This window comes from Pantoea sp. X-Soil-TKNS-1211 (genome assembly GCF_059730495.1).
Window position 1 is genome coordinate 41,715 of the sequence record NZ_AP035955.1, and the last position, 24,318, is coordinate 66,032.

At 49.4% G+C, this 24,318-nt stretch carries 25 protein-coding genes; 8 read left to right on the forward strand and 17 right to left on the reverse strand.

All coding sequences use genetic code 11. The features are described from left to right. The first annotated feature begins 59 nt into the window (after nucleotides 1-59). The 7 genes from AC6I8W_RS23600 to AC6I8W_RS23630 all read left to right on the forward strand — a co-directional run bounded on the left by AC6I8W_RS23600 (nucleotide 60) and on the right by AC6I8W_RS23630 (nucleotide 8,641). A complete protein-coding gene (locus AC6I8W_RS23600; protein WP_497838955.1) occupies nucleotides 60-797 on the forward strand; it encodes a prepilin peptidase in 738 nt (245 codons plus the stop codon). Nucleotides 798-966: 169 nt separating this feature from the next. Beyond that, nucleotides 967-1,671: a hypothetical protein gene (locus AC6I8W_RS23605; protein ID WP_497838956.1), complete on the forward strand. Its 705-nt coding sequence runs from the start codon at nucleotides 967-969 to the stop codon at nucleotides 1,669-1,671. A gap of 26 nt (nucleotides 1,672-1,697) precedes the next feature. Further along, nucleotides 1,698-2,423: a hypothetical protein gene (locus tag AC6I8W_RS23610; RefSeq protein ID WP_497838957.1), complete on the forward strand. Its 726-nt coding sequence runs from the start codon at nucleotides 1,698-1,700 to the stop codon at nucleotides 2,421-2,423. A 140-nt stretch (nucleotides 2,424-2,563) separates the two neighbouring features. Continuing rightward, the gene (locus tag AC6I8W_RS23615) at nucleotides 2,564-4,453 is read left to right on the forward strand and encodes a glycoside hydrolase family 18 protein (RefSeq protein ID WP_497838958.1); all 1,890 of its coding nucleotides are present in this window, start codon (nucleotides 2,564-2,566) and stop codon (nucleotides 4,451-4,453) included. A gap of 179 nt (nucleotides 4,454-4,632) precedes the next feature. After that, the gene (locus AC6I8W_RS23620; RefSeq protein WP_497838959.1) at nucleotides 4,633-5,748 is read left to right on the forward strand and encodes a hypothetical protein; all 1,116 of its coding nucleotides are present in this window, start codon (nucleotides 4,633-4,635) and stop codon (nucleotides 5,746-5,748) included. A gap of 344 nt (nucleotides 5,749-6,092) precedes the next feature. Next, complete coding sequence (locus AC6I8W_RS23625) at nucleotides 6,093-6,911, forward strand: hypothetical protein (RefSeq protein WP_497838960.1); 819 nt, start codon at nucleotides 6,093-6,095, stop codon at nucleotides 6,909-6,911. 353 nt (nucleotides 6,912-7,264) lie between these two features. Beyond that, nucleotides 7,265-8,641 carry an RHS repeat-associated core domain-containing protein gene (locus AC6I8W_RS23630; protein WP_497838961.1) on the forward strand — a complete coding sequence of 459 codons (1,377 nt, stop codon included), beginning with the start codon at nucleotides 7,265-7,267 and terminating at the stop codon, nucleotides 8,639-8,641. A 98-nt stretch (nucleotides 8,642-8,739) separates the two neighbouring features. Here AC6I8W_RS23630 and AC6I8W_RS23635 read toward each other — a convergent pair whose 3' ends face one another. From AC6I8W_RS23635 to AC6I8W_RS23715, 17 genes are all read right to left on the reverse strand, one after another. Continuing rightward, a complete protein-coding gene (locus AC6I8W_RS23635) occupies nucleotides 8,740-10,092 on the reverse strand; it encodes an Rpn family recombination-promoting nuclease/putative transposase (RefSeq protein WP_497838962.1) in 1,353 nt (450 codons plus the stop codon). Then, nucleotides 10,043-11,065 (reverse strand): MauE/DoxX family redox-associated membrane protein, encoded by a 1,023-nt coding sequence (locus AC6I8W_RS23640; RefSeq protein ID WP_497838963.1) that lies wholly within the window; start codon nucleotides 11,063-11,065, stop codon nucleotides 10,043-10,045. The genes AC6I8W_RS23635 and AC6I8W_RS23640 overlap by 50 nt, the downstream gene beginning before the upstream one ends. A 207-nt stretch (nucleotides 11,066-11,272) precedes the next feature. Beyond that, entirely contained in the window at nucleotides 11,273-12,118 is an 846-nt protein-coding gene (locus AC6I8W_RS23645; protein ID WP_497838964.1) for a hypothetical protein, read from the reverse strand. 197 nt (nucleotides 12,119-12,315) lie between these two features. Further along, complete coding sequence (locus tag AC6I8W_RS23650) at nucleotides 12,316-13,209, reverse strand: Rpn family recombination-promoting nuclease/putative transposase (protein ID WP_497839080.1); 894 nt, start codon at nucleotides 13,207-13,209, stop codon at nucleotides 12,316-12,318. Nucleotides 13,210-13,385: 176 nt separating this feature from the next. Next, on the reverse strand, nucleotides 13,386-13,895 hold the full coding sequence (locus AC6I8W_RS23655) for a hypothetical protein (protein WP_497838965.1): 510 nt from the start codon (nucleotides 13,893-13,895) through the stop codon (nucleotides 13,386-13,388). Continuing rightward, entirely contained in the window at nucleotides 13,870-14,244 is a 375-nt protein-coding gene (locus tag AC6I8W_RS23660) for a type II secretion system protein (protein ID WP_497838966.1), read from the reverse strand. The genes AC6I8W_RS23655 and AC6I8W_RS23660 overlap by 26 nt, the downstream gene beginning before the upstream one ends. Further along, nucleotides 14,231-14,704, reverse strand: coding sequence for a type II secretion system protein (locus tag AC6I8W_RS23665; RefSeq protein ID WP_497838967.1), 474 nt, complete (start codon nucleotides 14,702-14,704; stop codon nucleotides 14,231-14,233). The genes AC6I8W_RS23660 and AC6I8W_RS23665 overlap by 14 nt, the downstream gene beginning before the upstream one ends. Further along, nucleotides 14,704-16,590, reverse strand: a complete 1,887-nt coding sequence (locus AC6I8W_RS23670; RefSeq protein ID WP_497838968.1) for a secretin GspD/PilQ domain-containing protein — start codon at nucleotides 16,588-16,590, stop codon at nucleotides 14,704-14,706. Before AC6I8W_RS23670 ends, AC6I8W_RS23665 begins: the two co-directional genes overlap by 1 nt. Before the next feature lie 6 nt (nucleotides 16,591-16,596). Then, nucleotides 16,597-17,112, reverse strand: coding sequence for a hypothetical protein (locus AC6I8W_RS23675; RefSeq protein ID WP_497838969.1), 516 nt, complete (start codon nucleotides 17,110-17,112; stop codon nucleotides 16,597-16,599). Next, nucleotides 17,109-17,627: a hypothetical protein gene (locus tag AC6I8W_RS23680; protein ID WP_497838970.1), complete on the reverse strand. Its 519-nt coding sequence runs from the start codon at nucleotides 17,625-17,627 to the stop codon at nucleotides 17,109-17,111. The genes AC6I8W_RS23675 and AC6I8W_RS23680 overlap by 4 nt, the downstream gene beginning before the upstream one ends. Then, a complete protein-coding gene (locus AC6I8W_RS23685) occupies nucleotides 17,611-18,123 on the reverse strand; it encodes a hypothetical protein (RefSeq protein ID WP_497838971.1) in 513 nt (170 codons plus the stop codon). Before AC6I8W_RS23685 ends, AC6I8W_RS23680 begins: the two co-directional genes overlap by 17 nt. After that, nucleotides 18,120-18,812 carry a hypothetical protein gene (locus AC6I8W_RS23690; protein ID WP_497838972.1) on the reverse strand — a complete coding sequence of 231 codons (693 nt, stop codon included), beginning with the start codon at nucleotides 18,810-18,812 and terminating at the stop codon, nucleotides 18,120-18,122. The genes AC6I8W_RS23685 and AC6I8W_RS23690 overlap by 4 nt, the downstream gene beginning before the upstream one ends. Further along, the gene (locus AC6I8W_RS23695; protein ID WP_497838973.1) at nucleotides 18,796-20,424 is read right to left on the reverse strand and encodes a GspE/PulE family protein; all 1,629 of its coding nucleotides are present in this window, start codon (nucleotides 20,422-20,424) and stop codon (nucleotides 18,796-18,798) included. The genes AC6I8W_RS23690 and AC6I8W_RS23695 overlap by 17 nt, the downstream gene beginning before the upstream one ends. Then, the gene (locus AC6I8W_RS23700; RefSeq protein ID WP_497838974.1) at nucleotides 20,425-21,594 is read right to left on the reverse strand and encodes a type II secretion system F family protein; all 1,170 of its coding nucleotides are present in this window, start codon (nucleotides 21,592-21,594) and stop codon (nucleotides 20,425-20,427) included. Next, nucleotides 21,591-22,064: a lytic transglycosylase domain-containing protein gene (locus AC6I8W_RS23705; protein WP_497838975.1), complete on the reverse strand. Its 474-nt coding sequence runs from the start codon at nucleotides 22,062-22,064 to the stop codon at nucleotides 21,591-21,593. Before AC6I8W_RS23705 ends, AC6I8W_RS23700 begins: the two co-directional genes overlap by 4 nt. Nucleotides 22,065-22,066: 2 nt before the next feature. Beyond that, the gene (gene gspG / locus AC6I8W_RS23710) at nucleotides 22,067-22,465 is read right to left on the reverse strand and encodes a type II secretion system major pseudopilin GspG (protein WP_497838976.1); all 399 of its coding nucleotides are present in this window, start codon (nucleotides 22,463-22,465) and stop codon (nucleotides 22,067-22,069) included. Nucleotides 22,466-22,915: 450 nt separating this feature from the next. After that, nucleotides 22,916-23,149: a hypothetical protein gene (locus tag AC6I8W_RS23715; RefSeq protein WP_497838977.1), complete on the reverse strand. Its 234-nt coding sequence runs from the start codon at nucleotides 23,147-23,149 to the stop codon at nucleotides 22,916-22,918. A 304-nt stretch (nucleotides 23,150-23,453) separates the two neighbouring features. Between AC6I8W_RS23715 and AC6I8W_RS23720 the strand changes: the two genes are divergently transcribed. After that, entirely contained in the window at nucleotides 23,454-24,284 is an 831-nt protein-coding gene (locus AC6I8W_RS23720; RefSeq protein WP_497838978.1) for a hypothetical protein, read from the forward strand. Nucleotides 24,285-24,318 lie beyond the last annotated feature (34 nt).

Sequence of the window (24,318 nt, forward strand, 5' to 3'; positions counted from 1 at the left end):
ACAGGTCAGAAAAAGGAGCGGGGCGCTCTGATATCTTATGATTTCTTCCGGAGGGAAATATGTTGGTAGTATTATTTGCCGTATTAGGTGCGGTGATCGGTAGTTTTTGTAATGTGGTGATTTACCGATTACCCCGCATGATGTTAGGGGAGCCGCTCACGCTCGCGTGGCCTGCGTCGCACTGCCCACACTGTCAACAGCCAGTAAAACCCTGGCATAATATTCCGCTTCTCAGCTGGTTGCTGCTGCGGGGGCGTTGCGCCCATTGCCAGCAAGCGATTGCCTGGCAGTATCCTCTGGTGGAAGCCTTGCTGGCCCTGCTTTACGCGCTGGTGGTGTGGCAGCAAGGCGTGACCAGCCAAAGCCTGTTTGACCTGTTGATGATTTCGCTGCTGATGCCGTTATTGTTTATTGACCTGCAAACCCAACTGTTACCGGATCGTCTGACGTTGCCGTTGCTGGTGCTGGCGCTGTTATTTGCCGTCAGCGGCCAGGGTGTGACGGATTTTACTGCTGCCGCGATCGGCGCGCTGTTAGGTTTCGGCCTGCCGTGGTGCCTGTCGCTGGTGTTTCGCTGGTTGCGCGGTTACGAGGGGATGGGGATGGGCGATATGAAGCTGTTTGCCGGATTAGGTGCCTGGCTCGGCGTGCAGCCGTTGTTGACGTTATTCAGCGTTTCTTCATTGCTGGCAATCGCCGCGGCGGTGTTTTTTCTGCGAGTTAAAAGCAACCAGCCTTTCGCGTTTGGACCTTATCCGATTATCGCCGCGATTGGCTGGGTGCTGATTTATCGATAATGGCTTAATCCGGGCTTATTGTTAAAGTTAATATTCTCACTGTTATCAGCTTCGACTTGTTTTCGATGGAAATGGGTGAGGTAAATATCACGATATATTCATAATGAAAATAACTCTTATTGCGGAATAATAGCGATTCCCAACAAAGAATGAAATAAGAGGTTTTCTCATGAAGAAGATTCTGTATAGCCTGGCCTTAATAGGTGCGGCAGGTAATATTATGCCTGCTTCCGCAGTTGAGGTGAGCCTGATGGTGGCGAAATGTAATGTCTCAAACAAAAAATGTGCGCCACCAACTCAGGTCATTGAGCAATGGCCTGCTTTAAAAGGTACGCCTGCTGCAAGTTTTGTGAATGGCGGTATCGACCCCAGTTCAGGTTATATCTTTCTGTTCTCAGGTCTCTCAGTGGGTTTATTCAACCCGGAAATAGATAGGTATCTCCATTTAAGTGATACGATATTTTCCTCAGCACCCGAATTTCTGCATAAAGAAGGGGCTGACGTCGTTTTCGACGGTAACAACCAGCGGAGCGTTTATGTGAAAAATGACACCGCCGTTTATTATGGCGGGTCACAAGGAACATGGTTGACTCCACAACGACTCACCGATATGTATCCTGGTCTGGCTGGGACCATTTTCTCTGGCAAAATCGATGCAGCCGTTCCGGTTCCGGGCACTGGTTCTGAACGGATTTTGCTGTTCGCCGGAGGTTATGTTGCCACATTGAACCTTAACACTCGTCAGTTTGATGGTGAACCCAAGCCTGTAACCGAGGTGTTTTCCGGTTTATGGGAGGCATGGCGGGGCGTATATGGTGCATTCAGCATTGTGGATGATGATATCTATCTCTTCACTTACCTGCCACAGGCTTAATAAGTTACAGCAAAAAGGATTTTGAAATGAAACAATACCTGGCGAGTTTGGCACTTTGCGGTGCCCTGAGTTATGCAATGCCTGTTTATGCGGCAGGGGTGGATTATCTGGTTGCCAAATGCAGTTCTGTTACCAAAAAGTGTGAAACCCCAACCCATGTTATTGATAAATGGCCGGTGTTAAAAGGTACACCTTTTGCCAGCGCAATTAATGGCGGCATCGACTTTGCAGGAGGGGAAGGTACTATTTATTCCGGCAGTAATATAGCTGACTTTGTTCCTTCCACAGGACAATACATGTTTTTCGGTAATGATGTCTTCGCTGATGCCCCCGAATTTTTGCGCCAGGGTGCTGATGTCATGTTTGATATGCCTAAGACAGCCGCACTTCCTTATGGTGCCTCTATCTATATCAAGAACGATACCTCCGTTTTCTATCATATCAACTGGCAAGAAACACAAAAAACCACTGAGGCGCTTCCTGGTATCAACGGCACTCTGTTTGCTAAAAAAATAGATGCGGCGATAACTGTCCCCTTTACTGAAAATGAGAAGACATATCTTTTCTCTGGAGGCTACTTCGCGGTGCTCAATGCGAAAACTGGACAGCTGGAGGGCACTCCCCAAAAAACAGGTGATGTCTGGTCAGGATTGCCGGCAGACTATCATGGTGTTAAGGGGGGCTTTGCCGATGAAAATGATGTCTATCTGTTCGTCTATAAACCACAAAGCGGTACTATAACGCCACAGTAGATAAAACCAGCCGGTTTTCATTATGAGACCGGCTGATTCTCTTTCATCTTTCTCTTTTTCCTAAATAAAGCAAGAAATTTCTCCATATTGCCTTTGATATATTTCGTGCGTTTTATCTAATGTACAATTCAGAGGCTATCTTGAAAAAACCAACTCTTTCTTTACTTATTGGTACCGCATTATTAGCGCAGGGCGCTCAGGCGGCTGATCAGCAGCGTGCGATCAGCTATTTTACCTCTTGGTCTGCCAACGAATTCACGGCTGAACATCTTCAGCAGAGTAAAATGGACACCTTTATGTTGTCCTTTGGGCGCTGGGATACCGCAGGGAATATTTCAACGTCTGATGAATTACTGAAATCAGATTATGCGCCAGAACATATGGCGCCGACCTATATTGCCTGGACTCAGGCTAAACTTGCCAATCCGAATACCAAAATGATGCTGGCGTTCGGCGGCGAAACCTTTGAATACATGTGGTCAGACTTAGCCAGCGAGACGAACCGTGAAAAAATTGCTCAGGGTATTGTTAAGTTGTTGAATACCGGCTTCCCGGTATACAAAAAGAACATGCAACCGGGTGAAATGGTCGGAGAATGTGTCGCGGCCGACTGGAACGGCAATTGTGATATGACCAAATATCAGCGTGCTGGTACCGTTTATCTGGACGGTATTGATTTTGACTACGAAAAACAGGCACGTCTGACACCGGAAGAGAATGATCATCTGCTGAAACTGGCGCAGCGTGTCAAAGCGTTGCTGGGTGCCAACAGCAATAAAATCCTCAGCCTGACTACCTACCATGTGGGTGCGGATCCGGTCAGTTGCCTGGAAAATAAAACCCCGGATTGTTCTTTCAACGGGGGGTCTATCCACTTCGGCGAAGTGTTGAACCTGCTCCAGCAAAGTAAAGGTGTGTTCGATTTTTATAACGTCATGGCTTATGACGCGGGTCACAATTTTAAATATGATGTGGCGATGCGTAACTACGCTAACGCTGTCGGTGACAAAGCTAAAATCGTGATGGGCCAAACCATTAACAGCCAGTGGGGTGAGGGTGATATTCGTTGGGTCGAAACGCGTGCGAACAACGTTGCCCGTGCAGAATGGCAGGCAGCCAATAATTATGGCGGTTTCTTCGTCTGGACTCTGGGTCGTAATGACCAGGAAATGCGCATTAACGATCAGATTGCTTACGTCGCAGAGATGAAGGATGCCGCCGATCGTGGTAATGGTGGTGTGATTAACCAGGCGCCGACCGCCCAAGCCTATTATCCGGCGGTCATCACCGGCGCATCTGATTATGTTGAGCTGGATGGTTCCGCTTCATCCGATCCAGAAGGCAGCGCTTTGACCTACAAATGGGAACAGGTCTCTGGTCCGACAGTGACGCTGATGAACAGTGACCAGGTGAAAGCATCCTTCTCGCTGAACAACCCAGCGCAGGACCAGACGCTGCGTTTCCGTCTGACGGTTAACGACGGTGCAAGAGATTCCGCACCGTTTGAGTTCAACATCCAGCATAAAGCGCAAAATGATGGCGTGGTTGACCAGGCACCGGTTGCCAGTATCACCGCCACGCCGAAAGAGCTGAAAGAAGGTCGTGTTACGCTAGACGGTTCAGCTTCCTGGGATCCGGAAGGCGCGCCACTGACCTACAAATGGGAACAGACTGCCGGTAAATCAGTACAGCTGAATAATGCAGATCAAGCGCAGGCAACGTTCGATCTGGCTAAAACCAGCAATCAGGAAATTCTTCAGTTCAAACTCACTGTTAATGACGGTAAGCAGGATTCCGCAGAGAGCATTGTGATCATCCTGCATCACGCTACCAGCGAAGAACAGCCAGGCCAGAACAGCGGTTGGGAGCAGGGTAAAGTGTACCAGGCCGGTGATAAAGTTCAGGGTCGCGATGGTAACACCTATGAATGCCGTGGCGACAGTGGACGCAATGGCTGGTGTGGTATGGCGAGTGCCTACGAACCGGGTATAGGCTGGGCATGGCAGGAAGCCTGGACTATCGCTAAGTAAGCCTTAATACCAGCCCCGGTTGGCAGCGGCGCGATAGATCCTGCCAGACAAAATAAACCCTGAGAGCCGGTCAACCGGTGAACAGGGTTTTTTTGTAAACTGGAGAAATTGGGCAGGGCGACTATTTTTACTGTGCAACCAGCATCTTTACATGTAGGGATTACACAGGAGAAATCAGGATGATAAACAATAACCAATTCAATTTCGCAATCGGGACGTTTCATGCGCGCCAGAGAGAAACAGCAAAACAGACTCGTCATCGTTCAGCAAGGGTAGATAAAACAAAGCATCAAAACAAGGACGATATAATCAACGCGTTAACAACCGTTAAAAATGGCAACCAGGATCTGAAAGTTGGATATACTGCTAAGCGGGACGAGCCGCTACTCATACTGAAAACCGATACGTGGCAACAAAAAATTGTGGCAGGGTTGTATGCATCAAGTGTTAATTTAATTCCAGATAACACAAATAGATTACCCAGGGATGTTCTTCTGGCGCAGAACACACTGACAATCTCTGCCATGGAGCCGATTTTACCTGCGGAGCCACTTGCCTATCCTCAACACTCCCTGTTAAAGACTGCCTCAGGACAGCATAACATTCAAAGAAGAGACACTATGGAAGAAATATTGCAGCGCTTTCAAACGAGAATTGAAAAGTTGCAAGAGTGTAAAAAACTGGTCGAAGTTACGAAAAAAAAACTTGAGGAAATTATCCCAAGTCAGCCTTCTGAAACCAGTTCCTGTACACCGCCCTATTACCAGAATACATTTGCCGAGCAAGATTATGGTGTGAAATTAGACAATGTATCGGTGAATAACTGCCTTAAAGATTGTCCGAAAACTATCAGGGATTCGTATAAAAACATTGATAAACTTAAAGCAAAAATTGCAGAATTTGAATTACATATCGATCAGTTAAATGAATCACCCGCTACCCCTGATGATCCTGCTATCAGGACCATGGTGAACAATAAAATAGCGACAATCAGAGAATATATTGCAGACCTTTCTGCGCTGGTGGGAAAATGTCAGGTAATCGCCGATAAGATGGCGTTGATTCAGGCTAACGACCGTTTTGTAGCGAATAATTTCATCTTCCAATGCGCAGACCTTCTGAATCGCAAGGTTTTTATGCCACTTATCAACAGTACCGCGCAGGATGATGCTTTTTATTTTGGCCGTGACTATCTCAATAATATACGTCCAGTAAAAGATTACATTGATGTTGTGATCACGCAGACAGGGAACGCCAGAATCGAAGCAAGAAGACCAATGCATTCGAAGAAGTAGCGTTATTCATCAGGCGAACGCAGATCGGTTAGCAGATAGCTTACGACCAACTGACTTGTGCGAATTCGTGGTGGCGCGATTTATCGCGCTGTTTTATGGTCTGTCAAAAGCTGCGTCGCTCCGGGTCCGTACCGATATGATTTTCACAATTTCTCATATTAACCGAATAATGATGGCCTGATAAAATTGTTATTGGAACAGGATCGGTTTATATCGTCACGCCTTTAAAAGGTAAATCTCAGATTTCATTTTTTTTCCTCACGTATAATCCCTTCCTGGCTTTACGCCTGATTTTTTGTTTTTCATGAAAACTTTAATATTAAAAAATTGATTATGGATAAGTTATGACTAATAGCATAGCCCAGCATAGGGTATCTCAATATATCTCCGGAAAGCAACTTGATAAAGCTGAAGTTAAAAGAAAGAGAAACATCATTCCAAATTATTCTGATGCGGTAGATGTGAGAAATACCGGGGAGAAATTAAGATCGCAAATTTTTGATGCTAAATCTCATGTGTCACCCCCTCCAATCCCTACCCTCGCCCCCAAAGGTGTTATGGGATGGGGGACGGCAATAAATGCTGCCGCTGCTACAGCCATTTCGGGCATGGGGCCGGTCATGCGAAATAATGACTTTTCGCTGGCTGAAACCCAACAGGGTTTAACTCGATATGATAGTGGCACCCAAGGTTTAAACTCTTGGGTTGACCTGAATACAAAACTTCCAGCAGAAAAAGTTAACGTAAGATCTGCCAGGGATATACAGCAGGATGTTGAAGCGTTGCGCAGCGATTATAAAAAAATGGGAAAATGCATTGACAGGATAAAAAAGCAAATTGCAAATATTGTGAGTGTTCTGCCCTCACAGTCGTATGAACTTCAGATTTGCGTGAATTTGTTTAATGAAAACAGAATAATTATGGACATGATAGGGATACATTTGATTTTAAGCAGCGATGTTGTCTGTCTTCGGGAATGTCGGGATACTACCAACGATATTTATGTCAATCTTATCGAGCTTGAGAAGGCAATGAAGACGCTGGAGAAGGCAAAAACAGCAACGTCTGATAAAAAACAGCAGGAAGAGATAAATCACTACCAACGTCGAGTTCAGAATATAATTGATATTTCCGATAAAATAAATAAGCAGTGTGCAGGATAAAAAAAATACGCAAAACAAATCATTGGCGATGCTGTGCTCGAAAGAGATACTTTTGAGGCGAATTGTGATGATGTCTACAAAGACATGTACCCTGGCTTTAACAGGAATATTCGCTTCTCTGGATTTTATGATTCACAGGATTGGCTAAAGCAACTCAGAGATATGAAGGATAAAATGGAAGTAATCAAAACGGAAAAGCATAATGAAATATCAAAAAAAAGTGTACCAGGTAGAATTCCGATTCTTATGGTAAAGTGAACCAATGACTACGCGTTTCCCGGTCCGGCATAATATTTATCGGACAATACATCGGGTATTTTTCAGACACATTCTCACCAGGGAAATACCAGGATATGACCACCGAACAGTATTGCTATGCGCCAGAAGGGCAACGAGTTATAAAATCATCCAGCCAGCGGGTGAAAAAAGTGCTGCATCGGCAATGGGTAGGTTATCTTCCGGGTCTGGAAATCCGCGAGGCCCGCAGTGACGGGCAACGGACGGCAAAACAGCTCGTCATTACGCTTAATCATACGCGCCTTCATTGTTGGCGTCAGGGACGACCGGAACACTGTCCGCGGATCCAGGTGCGTTTCATTGCTACAGATCGTAGCGGCAGTCACTCGCTGGAACTGGATGCCCAGGGTAAAATCCTGAGCAAAGAAATTTATTATCCCTGGGGCGGCTCAGCATGTTGGGCTGTCCGCCACCAGTATGGATCCGCAGCAAAGACCCGGCGTTATGCAGGTAAAGAGCGGGATGCCAGTGGGTTGGTGTACTACGGTTTTCGCTATTATGCGCCCTGGCTGCGACGCTGGATTGAACCTGACCCGTTGGGCAGCATTGATGGTATGAATCTTTATTGCTTTGTATGTAATAACCCCAGCACTCTGCACGATAATGATGGGCGCATGACTGTCAGTAATCGCGAGATTCATGCTGCCAGTTACTATGCCGATTATGCTTACCATCGCGATACGGCGAAAACGGTTAACTATGGTAAAGCGGTTCCTGAGATAGAGCAGAAAGTCATCGCCCGGATGGGCGACACTGAAAACCCTCGTTTCAGCCAGTTATCCTGGCAGGGTCATCCCAGCGGGATTACAGTGCGTAATAGCGGCATGGTCGCCTTTATTTTTCATGAGGATGCAACGGAAGACAGCCCGGAACGCTATGTCGTCAGTTTTGGTGGCACTTCTTCCGGCAGTTATGCTTCGAGGAGTCTTGCTGTACGCATGTGGGAAAACCGATCGATATGGCGCAGGCAGATGTCGGCCAATGTGGCAAACTTTTTTGGCAGGGTTCCACGGACGTATAAGGACGCGGATAAACTGGTCAGCGCCCTGATGAAAGAAATCCCTGCCAGGACTGCCGTGACCATCACCGGGCATTCATTAGGGGCGGCAGCGGCAAGTTATGCGGCAGGGCGTAATTTTTCCCGTGGATGGCCAGTGAAAATGATTGGCTTCTCGCCCGCTAAATTAGGGACTGGGGCCAGGCAGAGGGCGCTAAGTAGTCTCGATGCCGATGAAAAGGAATTGCTGGGGCAGAATATGCGCTTGATTTATATTGCCGGTGATCCCATTCCGGCTTGCTGTGCCAGGAAAGGCGGGCATCTTGTCCCACCGATGGTATTGCCACGACCACGGGGTTCCAGCGCTCTCAGTTCACATATAGAGTTCGTGGCACAAATGAGCGTATCGTTCCGGCCCGATACGGGTCTCGGTTAAGCCACAATCTGTAGCGGGGCGATTTATCGTGCAATGTTTTTGGCACGGGAATCAAAACCTGCGCGATAAATCGCGCCGCTACATCATTAAGCGAGGCTTCAGGAATCGAGTTGTTGCAATTCGCGTTCAGTCAGACCGCTGGCCTGTAAAATCGTTGCCATATCCAGCTTCATGTCGAGTAAGCGGCGCGCCATTCTCAGTTTTTCTTTCTGGATGCCTTTCTCAATGCCTTTCTCAATGCCTTTCTCAATACCCTTCTCAATACCTTCTTGCATACCTATTTGACGTGATTCCTGACGCCATTCCTGCTCAATCGTCATAATGTATTCCTTGAGTTGAGGTCTGCCCTGCGTAAGTGCTTCGATAAATTTATCACGTGTAGCGGTTTCACCTGTTTGCAGGATATAGCGAACCGCAGCGGCCATTTGTTCATCACTATTGTACTTCAAAGCAAATAATGTCGCCAACGGGTCCAGAATGTCCTGCAAGTCTTTACGACGCACATGTTTTTGAAGGAATTCGAGCAATGCCAGACTTTCATGAGTCAGAATCTCCTCATCGGAGACCACCGTGATGTCGATAAGCGGGAAAGGACGAGAAAACACTTCTCTCGCCAGCGCCGGGTTATGTAATGCATCCAGCCAATTCATTGAATGAGGATAGGGACTGCTTTTCCCATGATAAAAAAGAAATGGCACCACCAGCGGGATTTCGTCATGACCTTCGTCAAGATGGCGCTGCATGGTTGCAATGGCATAGCGCATCATCCTGAACGCCATGTGCTTATCCGGAGTACTTTGGTGTTCAATCAGACTGTAAATAAAACCCTGACCACAATCCGTTTCCATAGAAAAAAGGACGTCGGAATAAAATGCATTCAGATCACTTTCAATAAAACTTGTCGGCACCACCTTTAGCGTTTTTAAATTACAATGTGGGCGTATTTCCACCGGGAGATATGTTTCAAGAAACTTCCTGGCTGTCGGCAAATACGTAAGATGTTTTTTGAAGAAAGCATCATGCGGTGTTGCAGTAGCATTCATTATGTTTATTCCCTTGGTTGGTGTAATTATCAAGCAGGCTATCATGGGAATGCCGAAAGAATAAGTCGGTAAAATCCAGCATTTTGAGGATGAATAGCTATAACCGACAAAGATTTTTTTTGCATATCGAACTAACAATATTGTGTTGCTTCTCATTGATTTCCTTGATGTAAATCCCATGCCTTGATTTTTTATATATGAAAAAAAATTACACGTAAAACTTATAAGTTGCCGTAAAAATAAAAATCCCGGTTCTTTGAGGTGCGCCGCAAATAAAATGTCTTCCGTTGCAGCGGTTTCATCCGCCAGTGGCGGTATCGGAAGGAAAACCGCTTGCTTGCAAGCAGGCGGACTGGGATCAAAATAGATTTGGATGCAGCTGATAATGCAAAACATAGTAACTGGCATAGGCAAATAAAGTCAGGAATACCAGCGTGGCTGTAAACACAACGGTGCTGCCCAATGCCGAGGAGATCGGAAGCGTGCGTCTCGGTGTAAACAGAATGGCAAGCAGGGGAACGATGAATAAGAAATGGCCGACAAAATCAATCAAACCGAAGGGAATCAATGCGGCAACCACAAAGAAGGTCATCAATGCAATGGCGGCATAACCGGCCAGCTTTCCGGTGAGGATATGCCACGCACAGCAAAATTCGACAAAACCACAACCACGGACGAAGAATTCCCAGTCCATACCCATCGCTAAATAAGGATGTTCTTTTAATAGTTGGAAAAACAGGTCGGGCTGCATAAACTTCTCAATCGCCCCCCATAAAAATGAGTAGCACAGCACCAACCTTAGCAACTCTACTTCCTGTCCGGCTTCACCTTTAGGTCGCACGCTTTGCATAATTAAATAGAAAGCGCTGCCGACAAAGACCAGGTAGTCCAGCATATGGAAAGTGCCGTACAGCTGCACAGCATAGCTATAAAGAAACAGGATACCTAACCCGGCGATAAAACTGCTGCGTCGATGAAAGGCCGTCACGCCGATGATGATATGGATATAGCGCAGCATCGGGTTATCGGTCACCAATTCTGGCGTCAGCATGATATAGGGGAAGGCGGCCGACAGCCCGAGGAAGAACAACCCGGTGCCGTAACGCATGATGTCGGGCACAAAACTTTGCAGGATGGAGAGTTTATCCTGCCACTCTGGTCGATCTACCGGGGAAAGCCACTCACGATCCAGCCAGGAAGTGATATAGATAACCACGATCGACAATGCTGTTAACCACCAAATTTGGGGTTCCCGGATAATGGCATATAACGACTCGGGTTCTTTGGTGGTGTCAAACTCAACAAACCATTTTACATGGGCATAAGCAATAAACGGAACGGTAAGAGGAAGGATTACGGCTGCGAGCAAGCGGTTTTTCATGATTATGACCTTTACGCAACGTAGGGGTGAAACTTTATTATAGTGATTGCGATGATGTTTGTAATTTTATGTCAAAACAATGTAAGTGAAGCGTTAGATTAATATTAGCGTGCTAAGGGTTTTGTGTCGGGATAAGCGCAGCGTTATGATGGTGGTTTTTGCCTGAGAGATTTTTCAAACCAGCCAGAGTAAAGTATATCGATGTAGTCATTCCATTAAGTTTAATTTATCTCTTTTTATTCTTTCTAAATTTTCAAAAACACCACTAACTTTATCTAAATGATGTTCCGGTGTGCCAGCACTAAAACAAATGTATTCGATATGTTCGAAAGGCAAGGGGCCATGATATTGCCATTCCACTGTTGAGCCGCCACAAAAGTTTCCGAATGCATCGTTCCAACTCAACACCGTTTGGCGGGAAAGATAGTTAAGATTCATATTTTCTATTATAGGGTATAGATTGCCATTAACTGCAAATGGATAGTCTATAAGGTTATCAGGTCTAATTCTCTTGTATATTCTCAACGAATCTCCTGGCGTGAAGGTCATATTTTCTTTAATCCCTTCGTGAAAATAAATTGAACTATTTCCATAACACTTGTAACCTTCATGAGGATGGAACGAAAGACTTCCGTATTTGATGTGATCATTTTTATTCAGTGACTTTGTTGATTCTGACATGAGCAGTGATTCAAAGTTCCGCGTGTCTCCTGCCCAGTTGCCATATCCTATTATATGGTCACCTTTCCAATCTTTTATAAGTCTGGAATGGAAGTTTTTTGTTGGATATCCGGCCGTAATCGTTTCGATCAGCGTATCTACTGTCTCACCAAGGGATTGTCCATTAAGCTTCGTTGCTTTTTGTACATTGGCAAGTGCCCGCTCTTTGTCTGCTTCTTTTTTTGAAAGGATGCTCGGTTTTATCCTGGAGTGAAAATGGTTAGATTGAATTGATTCGTGGCTTCTGGTTACAGTTAAGTTTTCGGATAATTTAACTCTGTCCAGTGTGGTGTGATAATGTATGCACTCGCTTCTATTGGCTATTGTATTCATTAGTCTTTTGTGTGTTTTTATTTTCAGTGTTTTATAATAAACAACTCACGACCCAGAAAGATCATTTTCATTTTACATGATTGTCATTGTTTCATTTTTATGCATTAAAATCAGATGGGTTGGTTAATGGTCCAGACCCGCGAAGTATATATATATACGACACGGGAGTTAACCGCATTAAGCATCGTCTTACTGTTTTAATGGATAAGTTGCTGTAAATCCCGTTGTGTCAGGCCCGTCACTTCCATGATGGTTTCAAGGCTCTGATTTTTGTCCAACAGGCGTTGCGCCACTTCCAGCTTACCCTCCAGCTTACCCTCCAACTTACCTTCCTGGTGTGATTCCTGCCGCCACTGTTGTTCAATGGTCATAATCTGTTCCTTTAGTTGCGGTTTAGTTTGCATCATTATCTCAACGAATTTATTTCGGTTAGTGGTCTCGCCATAGCGCAGCAGGTACGAGATCACGTCGATTGAGAGATCATCATTGTAATCTACCGACAGCAAGGTTGCTATTGGGTCAATGTTGTCCAGCATGTCGCGCATACGTACCAGTTTATGGGCCATCTCCAACCGTGCCACATCGCGATGCAGCATGATTTCATCATCTGGGATCACAGTGATATCGATCAAAGGGAAAGGACGACAATAGATCTCTTCAGCCAATTGCGGATCGCGGAAGGAGGACAGCCAGTTCATAGAGTAAGGATAGGGAGTCGTCTTCCCTTGATAGAACAGCACGGGTACCACCAGCGGGAGTTCGTTATGACCCTCATCAAGATGGCGCTGCATGGCGGCAACGGCATAGCGCATCATACGCAGAGTCATATGTTGGTGAGGCGAGCTTTGATGCTCAATCAGTGCATAGATATAGCCTTCGCCGCAGTCGGTCTTCATTGACAGCAATACGTCGGAATACATTGCGCTTAGATCATGTTCAATAAAGGTGGTTGGAACCAGTTGCAGGGTATTCAAATCGCAGTGCTGCCGTACTGATGACGGCAGGTGAATTTCCAAAAACTGTCGAGCGATGGGGAGATGACTAAGAAACCGTTTGAACAGGGCATCGTGTGGTGTCGCGGTAACACTTATCAAAGTTATCCCCTCCTTGCGCTGAAAGTGCCGGGACGTTAACACAAGTGCTATGAGGCTGAAATCTAAGCACGACGGAAATCAGGAAGAATTAATAAGACATCAGATTTGGCCGTAGATCAGCTAGCGTTTTCAGCGTTTGATCAGGAAATTCTCGGATGTTGCCTGTGACAACCTCACTTGTTACAGGCCGCAGGAAACGGTGCGGTCAAATCGCTTTTCACCACAAACTTCCAGTCCTGATAGGTCTCCGCTTCGGCAAAGTCCGTGGCCTCACGGGTAAAACCTGTTTTCCGTAACGGGATGCCTTCACCCCGTGTTGTTACCCCGAGCCAGCGGCCATCAGCATCAAGGATCATGTTCCACTCCTTTTTTTGCGTCAGCGGATCGAGGTAATGCTGACGCAGATGATGGACGGGATTTAACCCACGGCGGTCCTCCAGAAGCTGTTCGAAACGGGTGGGAAAGCAACCGCCACCGTTGGTGCGATAAGCCGTGATGGCGGCGCGGATCTGCTCGCCACGAAACAGCAGCTCGGCTTCCTGCTCCTGGCGATGACGCATGGTTACTTCATCGGTACTTTTCAGCAGCGTCAGCGCGAGCACCGATAAACCAATCAACAGCAGCAGGTAGGAAAATCCGCCTTGCTGCTGATGCAAATCAGTCGTCAAACGCTTCATCTTCATGCTGTTGCTCCGGGTTGCCCAGTGAGGGTGAGTTAACATCAATCACCTGCCCAGCCTCATCGGTGACAGCTTCCCAGTTGTCGCGGCGGTTGGCGACCGGATCGAGCGGCATCTGCCGCAGGTATCCGGCTTCCACCAGTTCATCCAGCGTGTAAGGTCCAATCACCCGGTCACGACGGAAATTGTCAATCGCGCTGCGTAGGGTGTTCAGGTTGTGCTCCAGCACCACCTGTTTCGAGCGGTCAATCTGCGAAAAGAAACGCGGTGCGACCAGCGTCATCAGGGTGGCGATAATGGTCATCACCACCAGTAGCTCAATCAGCGTAAAACCTTTCTCACCATTGCGCATAGGGCACCCCGTTCCGTCCCGTGGCTCCACTGCTGGAGCTGATATCATAAACATCTTTACCGCCGCTAAATTCCCCCGGCGGTTGATCGGCGGCGCGCAGGCGCCAGGTTTCTTCATCCTTGCGACCTTCGCATTCGCACATCGGATCACGTGGGATACGGCGCAAAAAATAGATTTTGGTGCCGTTGGGTGATTGTTTATCCACAATGCCTTCCACCAGCGCGTTCAACGTTGGCGGATAACCTGATGCATCGGATTTTTTTTCGATGCGATCGTCGACGGTGGCCTGTTTGTAGCTGTCAATGGCGGTGCGGATCTCGCGCAGGGCGATGCGTAACGCTTCTTCCTGGCGTTGCTGATGATAATGCTGCACCAGAGGAGTCGCGGCCGCAGCCAGCGTCCCCATCAGGGCGAGGGTTACCATCATCTCAATCAGAGTGAACCCACGTTGCCGTTGCATTACTCCTCCCCGGATATTGCCTGCTGACCCTTAATGGCGGGTGAAGGCAGACTGGCGGAATGACCAGGGAACTGCGCCGGTGGTGCCAGACTCGGCGCATCAAAGTGTGGTATCACCTCATCCGGCAACGGACCGCGTAATTGCAGGCTTTCACCCGGCAGCTCGTCGGTGCCCATTTCGATAGTGCTGACATGGCTGCCTGGCAGATCCAGATTGCGATCGATGGTCGGGGTGATCAGCAAAATGATTTCCGTGCGCTTTTGGTCGTCCGATTTACTCTTAAACAGACGGCCAACGCCCGGAATTCTGCTCAGATAAGGCACGCCGTTATCGGTGTCGACATTATTCTGCTTCACCAGGCCCGCCAGCATTTGGGTCTCACCGTTGTTGCTGCTCAGCACGGTATTCGCCTCGCGGCTATTGGTGCTGTAGTAGGTGGCACCATTTTTAGTCAGCGGTGCACCCAGCGTACTCAGGACGAACTTCACATCCATCGAGATGTTGTCATCCATGCTGATGTCTGGTGTCACCTCCAGCTTCATCCCCACATCCTGATATTCCACTTTCTCCTGCATGATGCCGTCAGAGACCGTAGAGGTAAGCACCGGCATTTTCTGACCAATGTCCACCATCGCCTTTTTATTGTTTTTCACACGGATACGCGGACTGGCCAGCACTTTGGCGTGACTCAGCAGGGATTGCATATCTATCGACATGCCACTCATATTCACCAGCAGATTACCGGCTCGGAGGGCGCTAATGGGAACGCCGTCGCTGCTGGTTGACCGGCTGGTATCGGTACCCTGGCCGAAGGTGAGGCCAATGGTTTGTGGGAAATTCACCCCGAGTTTTTGTACATCATCGGAGCTGACTTCCAGTACTTCTACCGCCAGTGTCACTTCTGCTTCCGGGCGATCCAGCGTCACCAACAGACGTTCTGCCTTTTCGACACTCTCTTCGGTGCCGCGCATGGTGATGGAGTTGGTGCGTTCATCCACATGGATATCTTTCAATTTCACCAGGTTACGCAGCGCCACATTCACTTCTTTGGCTTTGGCGTAGGCCAGAAACACGGTTTTCACCACCACATCGCGATAGATCTTTTCTTTCTGCGCGGTCGCCGGGTAGATTAACAACGTATTGGGGCTCAGCGCCTTTTTACGCAGGTTGTTGGACATCAGCAGCACATCGATCGCATCTTCTGCGGTGGTGTCTTTGGCGATCATACTGGCGGTGGCGCTGGCGGAGACATCTTTATCAAAAATGATGTTGATGCCGGTCAACTGGCTGATACTGTTGAAAATTGCCACCAGGTTGTGCTGGCGATAGTTGAGTGAAATCGGTTTTTGCAGTTCACGACTCAGACGTTTTGATGGCTGATTCATGGTGGAGATTTCACGCAGCAGATGGTCACGCAGCGCACGGGCCTGCGGCCAGTTCGGATCCTCCTCCAGCACTTGCTTCACTTTACGCAACGCCAGCTCCGGGTCTTTGGTGCTGACTTTCACCGCTTCACGATAGGTTTTATCCACCGCACGCCACGCGTTGATTTTCGCTAACCCTTGCTGGGCGCGCAGGTTACCCGGCTGATAGAGCAGGGCGCTATGCCAATTTTCTGCCGCCAGCTCATAATTATTTTTACGCACCGCAATTTCAGCGCGTTTGATATAGGTGCTCACCAGTTGGTTGGTGAGATCCGACTGTTCCGCACGCAATGCAATATCGTTCGGATGCGAGACGCGATCGCGATCGATTTCCACCAGACGGGCGGCCATGGTTTCCGCCGTTTGCGGCACCGTGGCCTCGGCGTGGGTGGTTGGCTGTTGTTGCGCACAGCCGGTCAGCAGTGCGGATACAATGGCGAGTGTTAATGTTGCTTTTTTCATGATTACTTAACGTGTTGGTTTATCCTGCAAATCACCCAGGTCCAGGCGCTTGCGTGTGTGAGTGGCCAGCCACTCGAACAAGAGGTGGTCATCAGCCACTTCCACTAAACTCCATCCCTCGATCGGCGTACTGCCGATCCAGATCTTTCCTTCGGCATCACATTTGTTGCACACCGGCCAGGTTTGTTGGCCATCGGTGACAATGACCACGCGCTGTTTCTTGCTCCACCAGGCCCCCATGGCTTTTAACGGCAAGGATGGTGTTGACGGTGCGGGTGGCTGAGTGGAGAACCCCTCACTGTCCGCGACGGTCACCGGTTTCGGTGGGCCGGGAAATAAATTTACCCACTCTTTGGTCACTGGGGACGCGGTGGTCACGGGGGCGGTGCCAGGGCGTGAGCGCTGCGCAGCCGGTTGTGACGCGGTAGTGGTTTCTGTGGCCTCCTCAGCCGAAAACTGGCTCCAGAGCACCAGGCCTGCGGTCACGGCGATCGCCACCTGTAAATAGCGTGGAAGTTTCATGGCGCCTCCTTTTGCAGACGCAAACGCAGGGTGATTTTCAACTGGCCAGTACTCGGGTTAACGCGTTGCAACGACAGTTGATCGATATGCAGCGACAGCGTGCGACTCAGGTTATCCAGTGTCTGCACCAGTGGCAGATATTCCCCTTTCAGCGGGATATCCAGCCGCAGCACTTTGCGTTCGCCCTGTTGCTCCAACTGGTAACGGCTCGATTCCACCACCAGTTGGTTTTTCTGCAACTGTTCAAAAATCAGCTGCACCTGCTGGTACTCATTCAGACTGATTTGCTGCTGTAGCGCGGGCTGCTGCTGATCCAGTGGCAGCGCATCACGTAACTCGTGCTGCAATTCAGCAAGCTGTTCCCGTTGCTGCGCGGTTTGCGGCAGGCTAATACCTAACCACACCGCCAGCAGGCAGACCGGTAGCGCGCTAAGTGCCAGTGGTACTTTGCCGATGCGATCTGTCAGTTGTGCCAGTCGCCAGCGCAGCAGGTCGCTATTAACGGACAACTTCATCGCGTTCCTCCTGAAAACTGACATCCAGCGCGGCGGTAACCGGCCACTCGGGGTTTTTCTCAGCCGTGTCCCGATGGTTTTCCAGCACCACGTGGGCTGGCAGTGTCTGCAAGGCCTGGCTGAACTCCATCAGCGCCGCAAGCGATTTAGCGCTCACCTCCAGCCGGATGCTGTGACGGGATGGCGTGACATCCGCAGCACGTAACGCCACGCCCGGATGCAGGACCTTGCCAATGTCTTCCAGCATCACCAGCGCTTGAGCGGTGGTTTGTTGTTTCTGTTGCTGACGTAAAATCTTCTGTTGCGCTTCGCGCAGCTTGCGCAATGCTTGCTGTTGGGTTTGCAACGTCAGTTGTGCTGCGTTGGTTTCCTGCGCCAGCTGTTGTTGCGTGCCGCGTTCATGCAGGATCAGCCCGGTTAATGTCAGGCTGGTCAGCGTGGTCGCCAGTAGCACATAACGCGCCCAGGGTGGGGTCAGGGAAAAACGGGGTGTCATGCTACGGTCTCCCTTGTTTCCTCGACGGGCATCCAGTCGGCAGTGTTGATGACATAACGCGGGCTATCCGGCATGCCCGCCAGACGGCCAATAATGTGCAGTTGCTCGCTGGGTTGTTGTTGTGGCAGGTCCAACGCGTAGACATCGCGCCACTGTCCTCCCTGACGGCAGGCGACACGACAACGCTGCGTACCCATAGCGATAAATACCCCTTCCTGGGGCAGACGGCGGCCGTAACGATTCAGCAATAGTTGAAAAGGTGTCACCACACCCTGGAAGCGCAGGCGGTGCAGACAGGCCTGTTGTGCCAGAAGTTGCCAGCAAACTTGTTGCAGGCAAGCAATCAGGGCCGGTTGCCCCCAGTTCACCTCTTCAAAACGCGCCTGCCAGTGCGGGTGCGAGAAGCGTTTGCGGGCCTCGCGCTGCGCCACGTTCAGTAATTCCTGTGGGGTCTTAAGCCCTGGTTGCCAGGGCATGACCAGAAAGTCCAGTTCGTCGCTATCGACGTAGAATTCAATCGCGTCCAGCCAGGCCATGGCCGCCGGGCGGGCGCTCAACACGGCCGCCAGTGCGGTTTCCAGCGATTCTTCGGGCGTGCGATCGTGGACAATGACGACCTGCGTACCGTGACGCAGACGCAGCGCGTGCGGCCAAATATCGCACTGCCAGGTTTTAGTGAGCGATAACACGGTTAACTTCCTCCCAGGTGGTTTTTCCTTCCAGCACGGCACGCAGCGCAATGGTTGGCAGCGGCACAAAGCCGTCCTGCAATGCAACCTCGCGCAGCTTGCGCTGTGACGCGCGTGCCAGCATGGCTTCCTTGATGCCGTCGCTAAAATTCAGTACTTCGGCCAACGCCAGTCGGCCGCGATAACCGGTGTGGCGGCACGACTCGCAGCCGCGTCCTTTGCGCCAGTTGGGCTTCACACCCTGCAATGGGCTGTCGTGCCACGCTTGCTGCGCCTCGGCGCTCGGTTGACTTGTTTCCCCGCACTCCGGGCAAATCTGACGTACCAGACGTTGTGCCACCACGCCATTCAACGCGGTGATCAGACTGGCGGGTTCCACCTGCATATAAAGAAAGCGTTCCAGCACGCTGAAGACATCGTTGGCATGCACGGAAGACAGGACGACGTGGCCGGTCAATGCGGCCTGCACCGCGATACCGGCGGTTTCGCCATCGCGAATCTCCCCCACCAGAATGATGTCCGGATCGTGACGCAGAATGGCGCGCAGACCACGGGCAAAGGTCAGCCCCTTTTTGTCGTTCACCGGGATCTGCAACACGCCGTTCAGCTGATACTCCACCGGATCTTCGATGGTGATGATTTTGCTTTCACCGCTATTCAACTCACTCAGCGCCGAGTAGAGCGAGGTAGATTTCCCGCTGCCGGTCGGTCCGGTAACCAGCACCATGCCATGCGGCAGGTGCGTTAGCTGGCGAATGGCACGCAGTGTATGGTCATCAAATCCCAGGGTTTCCAGCCGCAAGTTTTGGTCGTGCGATTTATCCAGCACACGCAGCACGCCGTCTTCACCGTAGATACTTGGCATAATCGACACACGAAAATCGACCGGACGCTGCTGAATCATCGCCTTAAAACGCCCGTCCTGCGGAATACGGCGTTCAGAGATATCCATGCAACCCAGCACTTTGATGCGTGAGATCACTTGTTCGGCATGTTGCAGACCGGCGCAATGGCGGATGTTATGCAGCACGCCGTCGATGCGGTATTTCACCATCAGGCCGTCAGCCACTGCGGAAAGGTGGATATCGCTGGCGCGGCTTTGCAATGCGTCATACAGCGTGGCGTTGACCAGCTTGATGACGGCGTGCGGTTCACTGGCGATCGCTGCCGGGGTGATCTCAAGACAGCCGTTTTCGGTGTTCTCTTCGTTTTGCTGTTCGAGCTGATCCATCGTACGTTGCTGTTTGCCAAGGGCGTCCAGCCGGGCGTTAAGCCACGTCAGCGAGGTCAGGACTGGCAGCGCATTAAAGCGCAGCGCCCACTGGCGCAGCGGTAACGAAAAAGGATCGGCGAGGGCTACCAGCGGCTGATCGTTCAACCGTAACGGCAGCACGCGTTGTGCCAGCGCCTCGGTCAGCGGGATCTGGCTGAAATCTTCCACCGCCTGACGGCACTCTGACTGCGTCAACGGCGTCAGCCCGAGTGCGGTGGCCGCTGCGCTCAGCGCATGGGGAAAACTTTGCAGCAGTTCGCTCAATGCGTCACAGCGTTGTTCTTCCGGCAACTGAACCAGATTATCGATGGAGACACCGCCAAGGTGTGAATGGGACATTTATTGTAATCCTCCGGCCAGCTCGAAAATGGGCATGTAGAGCAGAAACACCACCGCGCCGACAATGCCGCCGACGATCATCATTAAGACCGGCTCAAAAATTTTGCTGAATTTCTCAATGGCGCGTTCCAGCGACTCGTCATAAAAGGCGGCAATGCGTTCGCACATGGCGGGCAGCTCACCGCTGCGCTCGCCAACCTGCAATAAACGCGTTGCGACCGGGGTGGTCATCTGCTGTTTATCAAGCATGGCCGACAGCGACTGACCGGCTTCGACGTCACGGATCACCTGATCAATTCGACTACGGTGGTCGTCAGGCAGGATTTCGCTACCGAGCTTGAGTGCTTCAGGCGCGGGGATACCGCCCTGTAATAACAACCCAAGGGTGCGATAAAAACGCACCAGCACCGAGAGCTGATGCTGTTGTTGCAGCTGTGGCACTTTGAGCAACAGGCGGGTGACAGCCCGGCGCATAATCGGCTGACGAATGGCCATGACCAGTCCAGTGCCAGCCATCACCGTACCCGCCAGCAGCAACGATCCGTTGTTGTGAACCAGATGCCCCCACCAGACGATAAATTGTGCGCTGCTGCTGAGGTTTTTCATGCCATCGAACACCACGGCGAAGCGTGGAATAATAAATCCGAGCAGAAAAAACATAATGGCTCCCCCTGCCGACATCACGATGGCCGGGTAGAGCAGGGTGGATTTAATGCGTTTACGCAACACATCCATGCGTTGTTCGTAGTACTGGAAACGTCCCAGTGCGACCGGCAAATGCCCGGTTTGCTCGGAGGAGGCAACGGTGTTAATCAGCAATGGCGGAAACACATCCGGCAGGCTGGCCATGGCCTGGGAAAGCTGTGCGCCTTCGTACAGGCGTTTGATCAGCGTATCCAGCACCAGCGTGGACTCACCTTCGCGGCTGCTTTCACGCAGCGCTTCAACGGCTTCGACCACCACCAGCCCGGCTTCCAGCAAGGCGATCAGTTCCTGTAAAAACAGGTTCAGTGGAAAGTTTTTATCACGCCGTGTCTGGCGTTCTGCCACCCTGATGACAATGCCACCCTCGGCTTCGATACGCAGGGTGGCGTTTTCGACTGATTCAGCCATGACAGACAGGGTGACGCGTTTACCCTGTTCCAGGGTGGTTACGTCGTAATGTTTCATGATAGTGAGTGTTTAGACTTATGTTTGGGGCCTTTTTTTAATTGCGCGTATTGCGGGGCCACCTTCTTAATATATTTCTGCCGTAAGGCGCGATGCTTATGCGTTTTACCCGTACCGGCGTTATATGCACCTACGGCTTCCCATGAATAACCAAACTGGCGGATATTGCCGGCAAGGATCCATGCGCCAGTCATGACACTTTGGCAGGGGTCATTAATCAGATCTTTTTGACTAATACTAAATTTGCGTAATGCCTGAAAATGACGACTGTTAATTTGCATCAGGCCAACATCGATAGTGCCATCGGTATTTTTATTCATGGCTTTGGGATCCATATTGGATTCCACTATCGCAATCGCCTGTAGTAGCTCAGGTTCAATACCATACCGTTCGCCAGCCTGTTTCCAGCACGTTGCCATGCTGGAAAAGGCGGGGACGAGCAGTAATAAAGCGAATATTTTGCCTTTCATGGTTAGAACCCATAGGTAAGCGCTTTTCCATCTTTGCCAGTGGACATGATGTCGACTTCACTAATGGAATTTTTCTCACGGGTTGGGTTATGCCATTGATAGGCATTACCCCATGGGTCCATGGGGACTTGCTGACTGAGATACGGGCCATGCCAGTTATCCACGCCCGCCGGTTTCTCAGTCAGGGCTTTCAGGCCCTGAGCTTCAGACGGATAGTGACCGACATCAAGGCGATACTGACCCAGCGTATCTGCCAGGGATCGCATCTGGCGCATGGCAGTTTTCTCTTTGGCGCCATCGCCCTGAGACAACACTTTAGGGCCGACGAAGCCCGCCAACAGGGCGATAATCATCAATACCACCAGCAGCTCCAGTAAGGTGAAGCCGCCTTGTCTTTTCATCAGAGAGTGTACTTTGTTCATATTAAGTGCGTGCCTTATGGTTATATCTGAAATTGTTGGCGTGATTTTTTCATGAAGTTGCTCGGAGGGAGTAGCTGATGACTCTTTGTTCATTACCGAATGTTCGTGTAACGCTTAGGAATTATCTTGCTCAGTGCGTCAGCCACTGCTCGTGCGCTTCATAAGGCATACCCGGCCGTTATCGTGAAGTTACGGGTATCCGGGGATTATTGAATGGCAGAACGAGGATAATTGGGACAATAACGATCGTATTTGTTTGTGATTTCTTTATATTTTCCTGAAAATATCGGGGGGTGTTATGAAAAGTGCCCACTATTTGATATTTGTTAAGGGGGAGAGGATGTCATTCTGTTGAATATTTTTATTATCAACCAGGATGACATCCGTCCAGGTACGGATTATTGCTGCGGTAATGTTTTAGCTAGAATATTAATGGATTGGTCCTGGCGGCTTGTTCTGCCTTGGCTGGTTTTTACGCTCCTGTCTTGTGAGGTTTAACGTGAATAAATACCCAGGATATAAAGCAGAGGGAGCGATAAATAATTGCAATGCTTCAGGCGTTGAACTAACGAAATTAACAGATGCTGCATTTGGTAATGAATGTGCTGCAAAAATTTGAGGTGTTAGGTAATCAATGCGATGGCCGAAATTTATATCAGACATGTTATATTCTGTGGCTTAATCGTTGAGTGTGATGAAGTTATTTGCTATTGCGACTTACGGTACCGCTAATGATAGTTTATAGACCATAATTTTCAAGGGAAATACTTCACCGCGCGTCGCGCTTTTCGGCAGAATGCCTTTGTTACACAGCAAACAGGAGAGCCAGGAAGGGAAGAGGTGATCCTTTATACCAACATTGATTCGTGGAGATGGCATTTATTGATATTGGTCAATAAAACTCGAAAAAGTTAATATAAATAGCATGAGAGGCTATAATTAATTAACCATTGTAAAGGAGAACGTCATGGTTCTGGCAGGTCTACCCACAATATCATCCGGTTTTAATTCCCATATCAAGGGTGAAGATATATCACGAACAAACGAGGCATCTTTATTAATCAATGAGCTTGAGGGTGATCGTGTTTATAATCAGACCACGACACCTTTATCTTGCTGGGCTTCTGCCTTTCCTGGTCCGTACAAAATCATATCATACATCCTGGTTGGTGGTGCTACCCTGGGTCTTGTGGGCATCACCAGTTTATTGCTTAGCGACGCGAAGAAGAATATACACGAAACCGCTAAGGCGCTGGGCAAGCCAAACACGCCTGAGTGCAATGAGGGATTAGCCGTAACGGGTGGTTATGGCGTAAAAACGGGTGCTGAGTTTACAGTGCTCGGTCTGGTCGAGAGTTCACTGCAATACGGTGATGTGGTGGGTGCGGTTGAGTTAACTTTTAACAATGTCCTGACCGATCCTCATTCCTGGCGCTTTTACAAAAGATTAAGAAACTTTGTGACTCATTATGATGAAAGACATAAGAGAGCATTAAAAGATAAACCGCTCACGCGCAATGATGAAAAGGATATGGCATGGATAGCCAGCTCACTAAAAGATCCCAACAACCGAAAAATGGTTATGGCGCTATTTAACTATGATAATCATCACGGATTCGATATGGGAACGAAACGTGGACTCGATGGAAAACGGGAAGCGTTCCATCGTATGGGAGGGCGCCACAACGATGCCAAAACATTTGCGACACCGAAATCCAAAACGTTCGATAATCCCGGTGCGCTGGCAACGTTTTGGTCCTTGCTTTCAAAGAATAATGCGAATGGGCGCGTTGATTAGTGAGCTGGATTTCGTTTGCCTGATAAATCGCGCC

Excerpts from the sequence above, each read along its gene's own strand:
- AC6I8W_RS23705 (WP_497838975.1), bottom strand. The coding sequence starts at position 22,064 with ATGAAAGGCAAAATATTCGCTTTATTACTGCTCGTCCCCGCCTTTTCC.
- AC6I8W_RS23665 (WP_497838967.1), bottom strand. The coding sequence starts at position 14,704 with ATGCAACGGCAACGTGGGTTCACTCTGATTGAGATGATGGTAACCCTC.
- AC6I8W_RS23645 (WP_497838964.1), bottom strand. The coding sequence starts at position 12,118 with ATGAATACAATAGCCAATAGAAGCGAGTGCATACATTATCACACCACA.
- AC6I8W_RS23715 (WP_497838977.1), bottom strand. The coding sequence starts at position 23,149 with ATGTCTGATATAAATTTCGGCCATCGCATTGATTACCTAACACCTCAA.
- AC6I8W_RS23695 (WP_497838973.1), bottom strand. The coding sequence starts at position 20,424 with ATGTCCCATTCACACCTTGGCGGTGTCTCCATCGATAATCTGGTTCAG.
- AC6I8W_RS23655 (WP_497838965.1), bottom strand. The coding sequence starts at position 13,895 with ATGAAGATGAAGCGTTTGACGACTGATTTGCATCAGCAGCAAGGCGGA.
- AC6I8W_RS23630 (WP_497838961.1), top strand. The coding sequence starts at position 7,265 with ATGACCACCGAACAGTATTGCTATGCGCCAGAAGGGCAACGAGTTATA.
- AC6I8W_RS23680 (WP_497838970.1), bottom strand. The coding sequence starts at position 17,627 with ATGAAGTTGTCCGTTAATAGCGACCTGCTGCGCTGGCGACTGGCACAA.
- AC6I8W_RS23700 (WP_497838974.1), bottom strand. The coding sequence starts at position 21,594 with ATGAAACATTACGACGTAACCACCCTGGAACAGGGTAAACGCGTCACC.
- AC6I8W_RS23670 (WP_497838968.1), bottom strand. The coding sequence starts at position 16,590 with ATGAAAAAAGCAACATTAACACTCGCCATTGTATCCGCACTGCTGACC.
- AC6I8W_RS23685 (WP_497838971.1), bottom strand. The coding sequence starts at position 18,123 with ATGACACCCCGTTTTTCCCTGACCCCACCCTGGGCGCGTTATGTGCTA.
- AC6I8W_RS23640 (WP_497838963.1), bottom strand. The coding sequence starts at position 11,065 with ATGAAAAACCGCTTGCTCGCAGCCGTAATCCTTCCTCTTACCGTTCCG.
- gspG (WP_497838976.1), bottom strand. The coding sequence starts at position 22,465 with ATGAAAAGACAAGGCGGCTTCACCTTACTGGAGCTGCTGGTGGTATTG.
- AC6I8W_RS23610 (WP_497838957.1), top strand. The coding sequence starts at position 1,698 with ATGAAACAATACCTGGCGAGTTTGGCACTTTGCGGTGCCCTGAGTTAT.
- AC6I8W_RS23720 (WP_497838978.1), top strand. The coding sequence starts at position 23,454 with ATGGTTCTGGCAGGTCTACCCACAATATCATCCGGTTTTAATTCCCAT.
- AC6I8W_RS23675 (WP_497838969.1), bottom strand. The coding sequence starts at position 17,112 with ATGAAACTTCCACGCTATTTACAGGTGGCGATCGCCGTGACCGCAGGC.
- AC6I8W_RS23635 (WP_497838962.1), bottom strand. The coding sequence starts at position 10,092 with ATGCCAGTTACTATGTTTTGCATTATCAGCTGCATCCAAATCTATTTT.
- AC6I8W_RS23625 (WP_497838960.1), top strand. The coding sequence starts at position 6,093 with ATGACTAATAGCATAGCCCAGCATAGGGTATCTCAATATATCTCCGGA.
- AC6I8W_RS23660 (WP_497838966.1), bottom strand. The coding sequence starts at position 14,244 with ATGCGCAATGGTGAGAAAGGTTTTACGCTGATTGAGCTACTGGTGGTG.
- AC6I8W_RS23605 (WP_497838956.1), top strand. The coding sequence starts at position 967 with ATGAAGAAGATTCTGTATAGCCTGGCCTTAATAGGTGCGGCAGGTAAT.
- AC6I8W_RS23620 (WP_497838959.1), top strand. The coding sequence starts at position 4,633 with ATGATAAACAATAACCAATTCAATTTCGCAATCGGGACGTTTCATGCG.
- AC6I8W_RS23600 (WP_497838955.1), top strand. The coding sequence starts at position 60 with ATGTTGGTAGTATTATTTGCCGTATTAGGTGCGGTGATCGGTAGTTTT.